This window comes from Caulobacter sp. BE264 (assembly GCF_031457805.1).
Classification (GTDB): domain Bacteria; phylum Pseudomonadota; class Alphaproteobacteria; order Caulobacterales; family Caulobacteraceae; genus Caulobacter.
The window spans coordinates 442,632-455,421 of the sequence record NZ_JAVDXI010000001.1 but is presented as its reverse complement, the minus strand read 5'-3'; the positions used below and the strand labels follow the sequence as shown (position 1 = coordinate 455,421).

The following is a 12,790-nucleotide window of genomic DNA, read 5'->3' as shown; positions in this document are numbered from 1 at the left end:
TACTTCAAACATTTAGAGCGTGATTGCCGCCGAAACCGCTCACACTCTCGGCTATCACGCTCTAGGCGGTTTCCGCCAAAGTCTCTTCGGCCCGCGCCCGTTTCTCCGTTAGCGCTACGAGCGCGACACCCACCATCGTGGCCGCGCCGCCGATCAGCAGCTGCGGCGTCAGCCTGTCGCCGAGGAACAGCACCCCGATCGTGCAGGACACCAGGGGCGTCAGCAGGAAGTACGGCGTCACCCGTCCCGCCTCTCGCCGTTGCACCAGCCAGAACAGCAGCGCGCTGGCCCCGATCGTTGAGACGACCCCAGCGAAGATCACGCACGCCCAAGCAAGGGTGGGCGCGGTCATCACACGCTCGACCACCCGCGTCTCAAACGTAAAGGACATGGCCATCAAGCTCGGCGCGGCGAAGAGCGCGGTGATCGCCTGGACCTTCAAAGGCTTGGCGCCCGGCGTCATGCGCACCAGGATCGTGGCCACCGCCCAGCACGCGCTGGCCAGCACGATCAACACGATCGCGGGCAGATCGCCCGACGTATGGGGATCGAGCGTCATCCACGCGACGCCGACAAAGGCGACGACGAGGCCCAGCACCGCCGGCAAGCGCATGGTCTCGCCTAACAGCTTCCATGCGACCAGGGCGGTGAACGGGATCCAGAGCTGGCTGGCCACCACCAGCGGGCTCAGCGACTGGCCCATGCCGAAACCCACATAAACCAGACCAAAATGGATCGGGCCCGTCAGCAGCACGATCGCGGCCAGCTTCTTGGGCTCGGGGAACGGCGGACGAATAAACGGGAAAAGAAACACCAGCGCCGCCAGGAACCGCAAACCACCGACCATCATCGGCGGGAGATAGGCGGTGGCGACCTTCGCGGCGGCGTTGTTGATCCCCCAGGTCATGATGATCGCGAAGATCGCCAGATATTCCAGGACCGAGAGCGGGGATGACTTGCCGGACATGGCCCCGCTTGGATCAGACCCGGGCAGCGCGGTCAATCGACCCCGACAACCCGTCGCACCGCGCGTGTCAGCAGCGCCAAATCCGCGTCCGGCGTGGTGAAGGCGGGCGTGAGATAGACCACCTTGCCCATCGGGCGGATCCACGCGCCGTGTTCGGCGAAACGCGCGCAGAGATCGGACACCGCGACCGCGCCCTCGAACTCGACGACGCCAATCGCGCCCAACGTCCGGACATCGACCACGCCGCGCCCGGCGTGGCAGGGCTCCAGCCCGTCGGCCAACGCGGCCGACACGCGCGCTACGTCGCGAACCCAGGCGCCGTCCTCGAAGAGGTCCAGCGAGGCGTTGGCGGCGGCGCAGGCCAGCGGGTTGGCCATATAGGTGGGGCCGTGCATCAGGGCCGCGCCCGGATCATCCGACCAGAAGGCCTCAAACACATGACGGCGGGCGACCGCCGCCGACAGCGGCAAGGTTCCGCCGGTCAAGGCCTTCGACAGGGTGACGATGTCCGGCTCGACGCCCGCCGCCTGCATGGCGAACAAGGATCCCGTCCGGCCAAAGCCCGTGAAGATCTCGTCGAAGATCAGCAGCACGTCATGCTTGTCGGCCAGCCGGCGAAGGGTTCGCAGCACCTCCGGCGGGTGCGGCAGCATCCCGCCTGCGCCCTGGATCAGAGGCTCGACCAGCATGGCGGCGATCTCGCGTCCGCGCGTCGCCAGCAGCGTGTCGAGCGCCGCCTCGGACCCAGCGTCGCACGGAAGATCAGCGATCACCTGAGCCGGCATCACGCCCGCGAACAGGCTGTGCATCCCCTCCTCCGGGTCACAGACCGTCATCGTGGCCAGCGTGTCCCCGTGATAACCGCCACGGAACGCCAGGAACCGGGTCCGCCCGTTGACGCCGCGATTCAGCTGGTACTGAAGCGCCATCTTCATCGCGATCTCGACCGCGACCGAGCCGCTTTCGGCGAAGAACACATGGTCAAGGTCGCCTGGAAGCAGGCCGGCCAACCGCTTGGCCAAGCGATAGGCCGGCTCATGCGCCAAGCCGCCGAACATCACATGCGGCATCGCCTCGATCTGCTTGCGCAGCGCATCGGCGATGTGCGGGTGGTTGTAGCCGTGACAGGCCGTCCACCACGAGGCCAGACCGTCGACCAGCTCTTGACCGTTGTCCAGGATCAGCCGCGAACCGCGCGTGGCGACGACCGGAAGCGGCGGCCCGGCGGTCTTCATCTGGCAATAGGGCCGCCAGACATGCGGCGCGCCTTCGGTCAGCCAGCGGGGATCGGACATGTCGCTTTCCGTTTGCGGACTCGGGGCGCCTTGCCTATCCCCCCGCTCGATCGTCGGAAAGGGAAATGACATGCGCAGCCTCGACGCCTTCGCCAGCCAGAAGCTGGCGGCTCTCGACGCGAAGAGCCTCAGGCGACGCCTGTCCCCGACCCGCCGCCACGACGGCGCGGTGGTCGAGCGCGACGGCAAGCGACTGATCTCGTTTTCCTGCAACGACTATCTGAACCTTTCTCAACACCCGTCAGTTCGCGCCGCGGCGGCCGAGGCGGCGCTGAACTACGGCGCCGGCGCGGCGGCCTCGCGCCTCGTCACCGGCGATCACCCCCTGCTGTCCGACCTTGAGAAGCGGCTGGCGCGCCTGAAGCGGACCGAAGCGGCTTGCGTCTTCGGCTCTGGATACCTCGCCAATACCGGCGTCATTCCGACCCTCGTCGGTCCGGGCGATGTCGTGCTCGTCGACGCTCTAGCTCACGCCTGCATCTGGGCGGGCGCGCAGTTGTCCGGCGCCAAGGTCATCAAGTTCGCGCACAACGATCCGGCGGACCTCGACCGCCTGCTCAAGGCCGAACGCGCCGGGGCCCGCCACGCGCTGGTGGCCACGGACGGCGTCTTCTCGATGGACGGCGACATCGCGCCGCTGGACGTTCTGTCGGATCTCTGCCAGCGCCACGACGCCTGGCTGCTCAGCGACGACGCGCACGGCGTGGGCGTGCTGGCCGACGGACGCGGCTCGGGCGCGCTCTTTCCGGACGCCAAGATTCCGCTGCAGATGGGCACGTTGTCGAAGGCGCTGGGATCCTACGGCGGCTATCTGTGCGGCTCCCAGGCGGTGATCGACCTCCTAAAGACCCGCGCGCGCACCCTGGTCTACGCCACCGGCCTGCCCCCGGGCTCGGCCGCAGCGGCGCTCGCGGCGCTGGACCTGATCGAGGCCGATCCGGCGATCACTGAAGTTCCCCTGGCCAAGGCGCGACTGTTTACACGCCGACTAGGGCTGCCAGAGGCCTGTAGCCCGATCGTCCCGGTCGTACTGGGATCGGCGGACCGCGCCCTCGCCGCCTCCGCCGACCTGCAAGAGCAGGGCTTCCTGGTCGTGGCGATCCGGCCGCCCACCGTCCCGGACGGCACGGCGCGCCTGCGCATCGCGTTCAGCGCCGCTCACAGGGATGAAGACATCATCCGTCTGGCCGACGCCATCGCCAAATTGCGGGAGATCGCGTCGTGAAAGCGCTGTTTGTCGCCGGCACGGGCACCGACCTCGGCAAGACCCACGTCGCGTGCGCTCTCCTAGAGGCAGCCCGCGCACGGGGTATGCGAGTCGACGCCTTCAAGCCCGTGGTCAGCGGCTTTGATCCAGAGGCGCCTGACCAGAGTGACCCAGCCCGGCTAGCCCGCGCTCTGGGTCGCCCGGAAGCCTGGCGTGAGGTCTCGCCGCGTCGCTATCGAGCGCCCCTGGCGCCGAACATCGCCGCACGGCTGGAGGGCGACACCCTCAAAATGGACGACCTCGTCAGCGACTGCCGCGACTGGCTGTCCAGACGCGACGTCGACCTCGCCCTGATCGAGGGCGCGGGCGGCGTGATGTCGCCGATGACGGACACAGCGACCAATCTGGACCTGATGAGCGCCCTGGGTCTGCCGGTCCTGCTGGTGGCGGGCAGCTACCTAGGGACAGCTAGCCACCTCCTCACCGCGCTCGAGGTTGTTCGGGCTCGCAATCTGGTCGTGGCGGCGGTTGTGGTAAGCGAAAGCCTGGACGCCCCAGGGCTGGATCAGAGCATGGCCCTGCTACGCGCCTTCGAACACCGCGCGCCGCTCCTGAGCGCGCCGCGCGCGTCGTGCTGGACCGCGAGCGCGCTGGTCGACGCGCTCGTCTAGACGTCCTTCTCGAGTCGAGCGACCAGGCTGGAGGTGTCCCAGCGACTCCCGCCCATGGCCTGAACCTCGGCGTAGAACTGATCGATCAGGGCCGTAGCCGGGAGCTTGGCGCCATTGGCCCGCGCCTCGTCCAGGGCGATGCCAAGATCCTTGCGCATCCAGTCGACGGCGAACCCGAAATCGAACTTCCCCTGCGCCATGGTCGGCCAGCGGTTTTCCATCTGCCACGATTGAGCCGCCCCCTTCGAGATCGCGGCCAACACGTCGTCGGTCGGCAGGCCCGCGCGCTTGGCGAAGTGCAGCGCCTCGGCGACGCCCTGGACGACACCGGCGATGGCGATCTGATTGCACATCTTGGTCAGCTGGCCCGCGCCGGCCTCGCCCATGCGCCGCACGGCCTTGGCATAGACCTCGATCACCGGCAGCACTTGGTCATAAGCGGCCTGGTCACCGCCGGCCATGATGGTCAGCTGCCCATTCTCCGCACCGGCTTGCCCACCGGAGACGGGCGCGTCAACGAACGACCGGCCGCTCTTGCCCGCCAGCGCGGCCATCTCCTGGGCCACCTTAGCGGACGTGGTCGTGTGGTCGACGATGACCCCGCCGTCGGCCATCGCCGGCAGAACCTGCGCCACGACGTCGCGGACGTCGTTGTCGTTGCCGACGCACAGCAGCACGACTTCGGCGCCGGCGACAGCTTCGGCGATCGTCGCCAACGCCGGTCCGCCGTGCTTTTCGGCCCAGCGGCGGGCCTTTTCCGGCGAGCGATTATAGACGGCGACCTCGTGGCCGGCGGCCTTCAGGTGACCCGCCATCGGAAAGCCCATCACGCCCAGGCCGATAAACGCCGTCTTCATGCCGCTGCTCCAGGAAAGAAGGCCCGGATTACGCGCGCGACGGTCATTCCGGCAACCCCATCTTAACGACCTTTGGGCAGGTTGCGGACTTAAGGTTAAGCAGGCTTAAGCACGATGGCGGTCAACAGCGAACAGCCGATCATCATCAAGAAGGTCAAGAAGGGCGGCGGCCATGGTCACCATGGCGGCGCCTGGAAGGTGGCCTATGCCGACTTCGTGACGGCGATGATGGCGTTCTTCCTGCTGATGTGGCTGCTCAACACGACCAGCCCCGAGCAGAAGCAAGGTATCGCCGACTATTTCGCGCCGGCCTCGATCTCATCCACGACCAGCGGCTCCGGCGGCATCCTGGGCGGCACCTCGCTAGGCGACGACGGCGCCAAGGCCGACGGCAAGCTGTCGGTCGTCCAGCAAATGGCGCCCGAGGCCCAGGACGTCACCAAGGAAGCCCAGAGCAGCGAAACGGCCAATCTGGAGTCGGCCAGCGAACAGGCGCTACGTGACGCTCTGGCCAAGAAGGAGCAGGACAGCTTCGCCTCCGCCGCACAGTCTCTGCGGCAGTCGCTGCAGGACATGCCCGAGCTGGCCGAGCTTTCGAAGCAGATCCTGATTGATCAGACGCCAGAGGGCCTGCGTATCCAGCTGGTCGACCAGGAAGGTCGCTCGATGTTCAAGGAAAACTCGCGCGAGCCCAATGACCGCGCCCGGGTCCTGCTTCGCGCCGTCGCCAAGGTCATCACGCAACTGCCAAACCGGGTGACCATTTCGGGTCACACCAGCGCCAACGCCTTTGGCAAGAAGCAGGACGGCGACTGGGCTCTGTCAGCCCAGCGCGCCGACGCGTCGCGCCAGGTCCTGCGCAGCGCCGGTGTCGACGACGACCGCATCTATCAGGTGTCGGGCAAGGCCAACTCCGAACCGCTCTATGCCGACGACCCGACCCTGGCGGGGAACCGCCGGATTTCGATCGTTCTGCTGCGAGAGAAACCTGTGCTGCCTGACGGGCTGTGACCGTTCGCCGCGCGCCGCTTCCGTGAAGCTTGCGCAACGAAACGGTATGCCGCCTAATCCCGTTCAGGATAGCAATACTCTGAAGGGGACTGGCGAAACGTGACGCAGCATTTTCCGACGCGACAGCTTCGGTTCTTTCTGACGGCGCCCACGCCTTGCCCGTACCTGCCCGGTCGCGAGGAGCGAAAGGTCTTCGCCCACCTCCCGCTGTCCGACGGTCCCGTCGTCAACGACAGCCTGACCCAGGTCGGCTTCCGTCGCTCCCAGAACATCGCCTACCGGCCCGCCTGCGAGACATGTCGGGCGTGCCAATCCGCCCGCGCGCCAGCGGCGGAGTACGTCCTCTCGCGTTCCGAACGGAAGATCCTCAGCCGTAACGAAGATCTGGAACGCCATCTGGTCGAGGCGGAGGCCACGCTGGAGCAGTTCGAACTGCTGCGCCGCTATCTGCTGGCCCGCCACGCCGACGGCGGCATGGCCGAGATGACCTGGCCCGACTATGTCGCCATGGTCGAGGACACGGCGGTCCGCACGCACTTGATCGAGTACCGCCGCAGGTCGCTGGACCGTGGCCCGGGAGACCTAGTCGCCTGCGTGCTAGTCGACGTGCTCGCCGACGGCTTGTCGCTGGTCTACAGCTTCTACGAACCTGATCAGCCGCGCCGCAGCCTCGGCTCGTTCATTATCCTGGACCACATCATCCAGGCGCGGCAGAACGGCCTGCCCTATGTCTATCTTGGCTACTGGGTCCCCGGCAGCGAGAAGATGGCCTACAAAGCGCGGTTCTCGCCCCTCGAAATCCTCAAGCCCGGCGGCTGGTCTCTGATGTCGGCTCGCGAGCGTGGCGCACGGCCGCCACGCGGTTCAGGCGCGCTCAAGGACGCCTGCGACCTTCCGCTCAGCGACGCCGAGCCTGCAAACCTCGAAGCTTTGGACTAGACGCTCCTCGTCCGCGACGAACGAGGAGCGCACAGTCTGTTACCGCGCGAAGCTGACTCCGCCGTCGACGGTCACTGCGCCGCCCACGACATAGTCGCCCGCGCGCGAGGCCAGATAGATCGCCGCGCCCGCCATGTCCTCAGCTTCGCCGATGCGGCCGGCCGGGATCATCTTGGCGACCGCATCGGCATGGTCGCGCGCCACCTTGTTCATGTCCGAAGCGAAGGCGCCCGGCGCGATGCAGCTGACGGCGATGTTCTCGGGCGCCAGGCGCAGGGCCATGCGCTTGGTCATGTGCAGCAGCCCGGCCTTGGAGGCGCCATAGGGATAGGTCTCGTCCTTGGTCACCGACTGGCCGTCGATTGAGGCGATATTGATCACCTTGGCGACGTGATCCTTGGCGGCGGCGCGCAGCTGGCCGATCAGAGCCTGGGTCAGGAAGAAAGGCGTCTTCATGTTCAGGTCGACGGTCTTGTCCCAGCCGCTCTCAGGGAACTCGTCGAAGCCCGCGCCCCAAGCGGCGCCGGCGTTGTTGACCAGGATGTCGAGCTTGGGCTCGCGTTCCTTGATCCGGGCGGCCAGGCCCTGGATCCCTTCCATGGTCGAGATGTCGCCTGGCAGCGAGACGCATTCGCCGTACTGGCTCAGCTCTTCGGCGGCGGCGTCGCAGGCGGCGGCCTTGCGGGCGGTGATGTAGACGCGCTTGGCGCCATGGGTCAGGAAACCCTTGACGATCATCGCGCCGATGCCACGCGAGCCGCCGGTGACCAGGGCCACCCGGCCCTCGAGCGAAAACAGGTTGTGCATAGTGTTAGTCCTCTAGAAGCCGCCGCTGGCGGCCAAGGCGCCGAGACGCCCGGTGATCTGGTGAAACTGGGCGACCGTCTCGTCGATGATGTCCTGGGCGGACTTCACCTCGTTGATGAGACCGACAGTCTGGCCGGCCAGGGCCGGCGCGGCCTCCATGTCGCCACCGAAATAGACGCCGAGAATGTTCTTCAGCACGTCGGGCGGCATGACGCCCGCGTCGTAGATTTCCTTGGTCAGGTCAGACTTGATGGCCCGGATGCAGGGGCTGGCCTTCTTGTTCAGCACCCAGGTGCCGGTCTCCTTGGCTCCCGTGATCGCCGCCTTGTAGTTGGCGTGCACGGGGCTCTCGGCCGAGCTGACGAAGCGGGTGCCCATCTGCACCGCCTCGGCCCCCAGGGCGAAAGCGGCGGCCATGCCGCGCCCGTCGCAGATGCCGCCGGCGGCGACCAGCGGAACGTCGACCTTCTCGCGGATGGCCTGTAGCAGGACCAGGGTCGAGACTTCCTCGGGGTTCTTGAAGCCGCCGCCCTCGGCGCCCTCGACCACGAGGCCATCGACGCCGGCCTCCACGCACTTCACCGCCGCGTCGACGGTCGGCACGGCGTGATAGACGACGATGCCGGCGTCCTTCAGCGGGCCGATGAACTTGGCGGGGCTGCCGGCCGAGGTCGTGACGAACTTGACCCCGCTGTCGCAGACGAACCGCAGCATGGCGTCGTCGCGCAGGAACATGATCGGCAGGTTCACCCCGAACGGCAGGCCGCTCTGGGCCATCTTGGTGATCTCGGCCTTGCAGTTCTCGGTCTCGCCGGACGAGGTCTCGATGATCCCAAGGCCGCCGGCGCGGGAGACCGCGCTGGCCAGTTGGTAGCGAGCAATCCACCCCATCGGGGCCTGGATGATCGGATACTTCGCCCCGGTATGGGCGAGCACGCGGTTGGTCATGTTCAGCCTCAGGGAATGAGCAGCACGCGGCCGACGGCTTGGCGGCTCTCGATATAGGCGTGGGCGGCGGCGGCTTCGGAGAGCGGGAACGTGCGGTCGATGACCACTTCAAGCTCGCCCTTCGCAGCCTTCTCGATCAGGTCCTGGATCATGTCGTGGACGCGGTCGGTCATGATCTCCGCGCCCAGGAACACGCCCGTCAGGCTGCGATTGCCGCCCATCAGCGAGCCGACATCGACCTTCATCGGCTCACGGCCGGCGTTGCCAACGAGCGAGACGCGGCCGCGATAACCGAGCGCCGCCAAGCTGCCTGGCAGCGTCGCGCCGCCAACGGGGTCGACGACCAAGTCGACGCCCTTGCCGCCGGTCAGCTTCATGACCTGCTCGACCAGATCGTCTCGGCGATAGTTGATCCCGTGATCCATTCCGAACGGCTTCAAGCGCTCCAGGCGCTCGTCGCTGGACGCCGAGGCCAGAACCGTTGCGCCGGCCTGCTTGGCCAGCTGGATGGCGGCGAGGCCCACCGCGCCGGCGCCGGCCTGCACCAGCACCGTCTCGCCGGCTTTCAGCCGCCCGGCGCCGAAGAGACACTCGTGCGCCGTGCCGAACGGCACCGGAATCGCGGCGGCCTTGTGGAGGTCAAGCCCGTCCGGGATCGGCCAAGCGTTGCGCGCCGGAACCGAGCGCAGTTCCGCGTGCGAGCCGAAGGCGTTCACCGTGACAACCTTCTGGCCGACCTTCAGGTGCGAGACTTCAGCCCCGACCTCGACAATCTCGCCGGCTGCCTGATAGCCGACGATGTGCGGACTGCCCGTCATCTGGCCGCCGCCCCGATTGAGCGTGTCGCCACCCTCGATGCTGACGGCCTCGACACGGATGACGACGCCTTGGGCGTGGCAGACGGGATCGGGAACATCCTCATAGCGCAGGACGTCCGGAGCGCCGGTTTCGTAATAGACGGCGGCTTTCATCAGCACCTCCCTGTTACCCCAACCCGACCTCCCCCGCGAAAGCCGGGGTCCAGATCGAATACGGGACCTCTCCTCATTGGGCCGGGGAGAACGGCGTGAGCGCCCAAATCGCTCAGACTGACTCTGGGCCCCGGCCTTCGCCGGGGAAATCGGATGAAGGTGTTACTTCTTCGGATCGATCAGAGCGTCGTAGACAAGCTTGGCGCTGTCATCGTCGATGTCCTTGATCGCCGGATCGCCGCCTTTGTTGAGGATGTGGATCATGCCCAGGAAGAACAAGTCGTTCTTGGGGTCGATCCAGAACCAGGTGCCGGCCGCACCGCCCCAGCTGTAGGTCCCCTCGCCCTGCGGACCCGCCTTGGCGCTGTCCAGCACGATGGCGAAGTCGAGACCGAAGCCGCGACCGCGCGCGGTGTTGAAGGGCGGCTCGCTCGAATTCATGATTGCATCGCTCAGCGCGTTGGTGCGCATCAGCTTGACGGTTTCAGGCTTCAGGATGCGCGCGCCCTCAAGCTCCCCGCCATTCAGCAGCATCTGGGCGAAGCGGGCGTAGTCGGCGTTGGTCGAGACCAGTCCGCCGCCGCCCGAAGCCATGGCCGGTGGCTTGCTGATGTCCAGCACCATGAAGCCGTCGGCCGGGACCAGCTTGTTGACCTTAGGGCTCCAGAGATAGAGCGACGCCAGCCGGTCGGCCTTCTCGGCGGGCAGCCAGAAGCCGGTGTCCTTCATCTTCAGCGGGTCGAAGATGCGGGTCTTCATGAAGTCGCCCAGCGACATGCCGGTCAGCTTCTCGACGATCAGGCCCTGGATATCGACGGCGATGCTGTACTTCCAGCGCTGGCCCGGCTGGTCCACCAGCGGGATCTCGGCGATCGCCTTGACGAAGTCATCGCGCGAGCGCGCGCCCAGCACCTTGTCCGCATAGGCCTTGTCGAGGGGGTTGTCGGGCGTCAGGCCATAGGCGAAGCCCGCCGAATGGCTCATCAACTCGCGCATGGTCGGCGGGCGCTCGGCGGGAACCGTCTCGAACGACCCGTCGGCGTTTACGCCCTTCAACACGCGCAGGTTGGCGAACTCGGGGATGTATTTGCTGACCGGATCGTCCAGCGTCCACTTGCCCTCTTCGAAGAGGATCATCATCGCGACGCCGGTGACGGGCTTGGTCTGCGAGTAGATGCGGAAGACCGTGTCCTTGGTCATCGGCGGGCCGTCGAAGCCCTTCTTGCCATGGACCTCGAAGTTAACAACCTTGCCGTGGCGCACCAGCATGGTGGTCACGCCCGGCAAGTGACCCTTATCGACAAGGCCCTGCATGTGCGCGTCCAGCTTCTTCAGCCCCTCGGCTGAAAAGCCGACGCTCTCGGGTGAAGCGGCGACGATGGCAGGCGCCTTGGTCTCGGCCCAGGCGGCCGGCGCTCCACTCGCCAGCAGCATCGCGACCGCACTCGCCGCCACCCATTTCCGGAACGCCAACCCAACCTCCCAAACAATTGTTTGAGTGACCTTAGAGCGACGCCTTCCTGGTTGGAACCCGCTTTTTCCACCTCGTCGCCGCTACCCCACGGTTAAGTTTAATTCATGTGCGCGCGGGTTGATCGAACAGGGTTCTTGTATATTTTTTACTGCACGAGGGATTACGAAATAGACAGGTTTCAGCCAGCCATGGCCACGCTCGACAATCTCACAACGCTCTACCGAAACGTCACCCGGCTTTCCGGAAGCGATCCTCTTCCCACATCGGTGCAGGCTCAGCTCTCCATTATGGCGAATGGGATCGACGCGGGGCGCAACGGTCAGGTCGCCGATCCCTGGTCATACGCTTCGGCCGTCCAATGGATTTACGACAGCGCCAGGACCACGACCCAGGTTGCGGCGCTTTCGTACGGCTTCCTCGCCGATATCACCCTGGGCCGGGCGGGGCTGGACTATCTGGTCTCTTCGACAGGCGGAAACCCCAACCATCTCAACAGCGCCTACTACGCCAACTTCAATCTGGAGAACCGCTACATCAACTTCGCGGTCAACCTCGTAAAGCACGGCGAGGCCAAGCAGAACTTCATCGACGCCTACGGCGCGTCAGGGACCGCCTACGACACCTTCCGCAAGGCGTACGCCAAACTCTTCGGCGTCGAAAAGTCGACCGACGACGTAATCCATATCCTGGCCGAAGAGATCCCGAACGGCCGTGGCGGCGTCTACACGCGCGGCGAATACTTCGCCGAGCTCGGCGGCGACGGCGGCAATGGCCTCGGCACGCGGGCGGCGATGGTCGGCTGGCTGATGGCTGAAGCGGTCAAGGCCAACAAGGGCCCTTACGTCGAGGCGGTGCACGCCTATCTCGCCGACATCGGGATCGACGGGACCGCCTCGCCGCTCTCGGTGTTCATTTCGGCCTATGGGCCCGGCGGCGACTACGCCAAGGGGGGCGCGGCGGATCCCGGCCTGCCCGGCGAACGCGCCAGTTACGCCCATAACTGGAACGTCGATGTTTCCAAGACGGAGGGCCAAGATGTCCATGTGCTGGCCACGGAGGGCAACGACATCCTCAAACCGATCGTGGCCGACAAGGGCGGACTGGACGCCGGACGCTACATCCGCACCGGCGGCGGCAACGACATCGTCCATGCCGACAATGGTCCGATGCGCGGTCATATCGACACCGGAACCGGCAACGACATCATTTTTGTCGAGCAGTTCGACGGTCGGATCACCACCGGCGATGGCTATGACTCGGTCGATGTAGGCTCCTTCGCGGGCGTCCACATGGCGAGCGGCAAGGTCTCCGATATCGCCGTGATCGACGACTTCCAGAAGGGCCGCGACCTGCTCAGCTTCGCGGGCGTCGTTGGCCCCGGCGAGAAAAAGCAGCTCTTTTTCATCACGACGGCGACCTTTGACGACGCCCTGACGGCCTATGCCGGCATGACCGCCGCGAACAGCAACACCGTCTTCGAATGGAACGGCGACACCTACGTCTTCCATCAGAACGGCGTGGCGGGCCTGGATGCGGGCGATGGCCTGATCAAGCTGGCCGGCGTCACGGGCCTGACCGTCGGGCGCGCGAACGGCGTCGGCGACATCCTCTTCGCGGCCTAGAACTTCAGCCCTTCCAGGTCG

Annotated in this window: 11 protein-coding genes and 1 pseudogene; 5 read left to right on the top strand and 7 right to left on the bottom strand. The window is 66.2% G+C overall.

Annotated elements, in window-relative coordinates:
- Positions 1 to 61 precede the first annotated feature (61 nt).
- Both J2X45_RS02235 and J2X45_RS02230 read right to left on the bottom strand, forming a co-directional pair.
- Positions 62 to 1,003 carry an EamA family transporter gene (locus tag J2X45_RS02235; RefSeq protein ID WP_310210714.1) on the bottom strand — a complete coding sequence of 314 codons (942 nt, stop codon included), beginning with the start codon at positions 1,001 to 1,003 and terminating at the stop codon, positions 62 to 64.
- The gene (locus tag J2X45_RS02230) at positions 1,000 to 2,262 is read right to left on the bottom strand and encodes an adenosylmethionine--8-amino-7-oxononanoate transaminase (RefSeq protein WP_310210711.1); all 1,263 of its coding nucleotides are present in this window, start codon (positions 2,260 to 2,262) and stop codon (positions 1,000 to 1,002) included. The genes J2X45_RS02235 and J2X45_RS02230 overlap by 4 nt, the downstream gene beginning before the upstream one ends.
- Before the next feature lie 70 nt (positions 2,263 to 2,332).
- On the opposite strand from J2X45_RS02230, the gene bioF reads away from it, so the two are divergent.
- Positions 2,333 to 3,487: an 8-amino-7-oxononanoate synthase gene (gene bioF, locus J2X45_RS02225; RefSeq protein WP_310210708.1), complete on the top strand. Its 1,155-nt coding sequence runs from the start codon at positions 2,333 to 2,335 to the stop codon at positions 3,485 to 3,487.
- The gene (bioD, locus tag J2X45_RS02220; protein ID WP_310210705.1) at positions 3,484 to 4,140 is read left to right on the top strand and encodes a dethiobiotin synthase; all 657 of its coding nucleotides are present in this window, start codon (positions 3,484 to 3,486) and stop codon (positions 4,138 to 4,140) included. Before bioF ends, bioD begins: the two co-directional genes overlap by 4 nt.
- Here the strand turns inward: bioD and J2X45_RS02215 are convergent.
- Positions 4,137 to 5,021 (bottom strand): annotated as a pseudogene (locus tag J2X45_RS02215) (NAD(P)-dependent oxidoreductase); the annotation flags it as partial. The gene bioD and the pseudogene J2X45_RS02215 sit on opposite strands and share 4 nt — an antisense overlap.
- Positions 5,022 to 5,111: 90 nt before the next feature.
- Here J2X45_RS02215 and J2X45_RS02210 point away from each other — a divergent pair.
- Together J2X45_RS02210 and J2X45_RS02205 are read left to right on the top strand one after the other, a co-directional pair.
- Entirely contained in the window at positions 5,112 to 6,008 is an 897-nt protein-coding gene (locus tag J2X45_RS02210; RefSeq protein WP_310210702.1) for a flagellar motor protein MotB, read from the top strand.
- A 99-nt stretch (positions 6,009 to 6,107) separates the two neighbouring features.
- A complete protein-coding gene (locus J2X45_RS02205) occupies positions 6,108 to 6,947 on the top strand; it encodes an arginyltransferase (protein ID WP_310210699.1) in 840 nt (279 codons plus the stop codon).
- Between the two features lie 39 nt (positions 6,948 to 6,986).
- On the opposite strand, the gene J2X45_RS02200 is transcribed toward J2X45_RS02205, so the two are convergent.
- From J2X45_RS02200 to J2X45_RS02185, 4 genes are all read right to left on the bottom strand, one after another.
- A complete protein-coding gene (locus J2X45_RS02200) occupies positions 6,987 to 7,754 on the bottom strand; it encodes an SDR family oxidoreductase (protein ID WP_310210696.1) in 768 nt (255 codons plus the stop codon).
- Between the two features lie 12 nt (positions 7,755 to 7,766).
- Positions 7,767 to 8,702: a nitronate monooxygenase family protein gene (locus tag J2X45_RS02195; RefSeq protein WP_310210693.1), complete on the bottom strand. Its 936-nt coding sequence runs from the start codon at positions 8,700 to 8,702 to the stop codon at positions 7,767 to 7,769.
- Positions 8,703 to 8,710: 8 nt separating this feature from the next.
- Positions 8,711 to 9,673 carry a zinc-binding alcohol dehydrogenase family protein gene (locus J2X45_RS02190; RefSeq protein WP_310210687.1) on the bottom strand — a complete coding sequence of 321 codons (963 nt, stop codon included), beginning with the start codon at positions 9,671 to 9,673 and terminating at the stop codon, positions 8,711 to 8,713.
- 162 nt (positions 9,674 to 9,835) lie between these two features.
- The gene (locus tag J2X45_RS02185) at positions 9,836 to 11,146 is read right to left on the bottom strand and encodes a serine hydrolase domain-containing protein (RefSeq protein WP_310210684.1); all 1,311 of its coding nucleotides are present in this window, start codon (positions 11,144 to 11,146) and stop codon (positions 9,836 to 9,838) included.
- A gap of 189 nt (positions 11,147 to 11,335) precedes the next feature.
- Here J2X45_RS02185 and J2X45_RS02180 point away from each other — a divergent pair, with 189 nt between their 5' ends.
- The gene (locus tag J2X45_RS02180) at positions 11,336 to 12,769 is read left to right on the top strand and encodes a hypothetical protein (RefSeq protein ID WP_310210681.1); all 1,434 of its coding nucleotides are present in this window, start codon (positions 11,336 to 11,338) and stop codon (positions 12,767 to 12,769) included.
- Positions 12,770 to 12,790 lie beyond the last annotated feature (21 nt).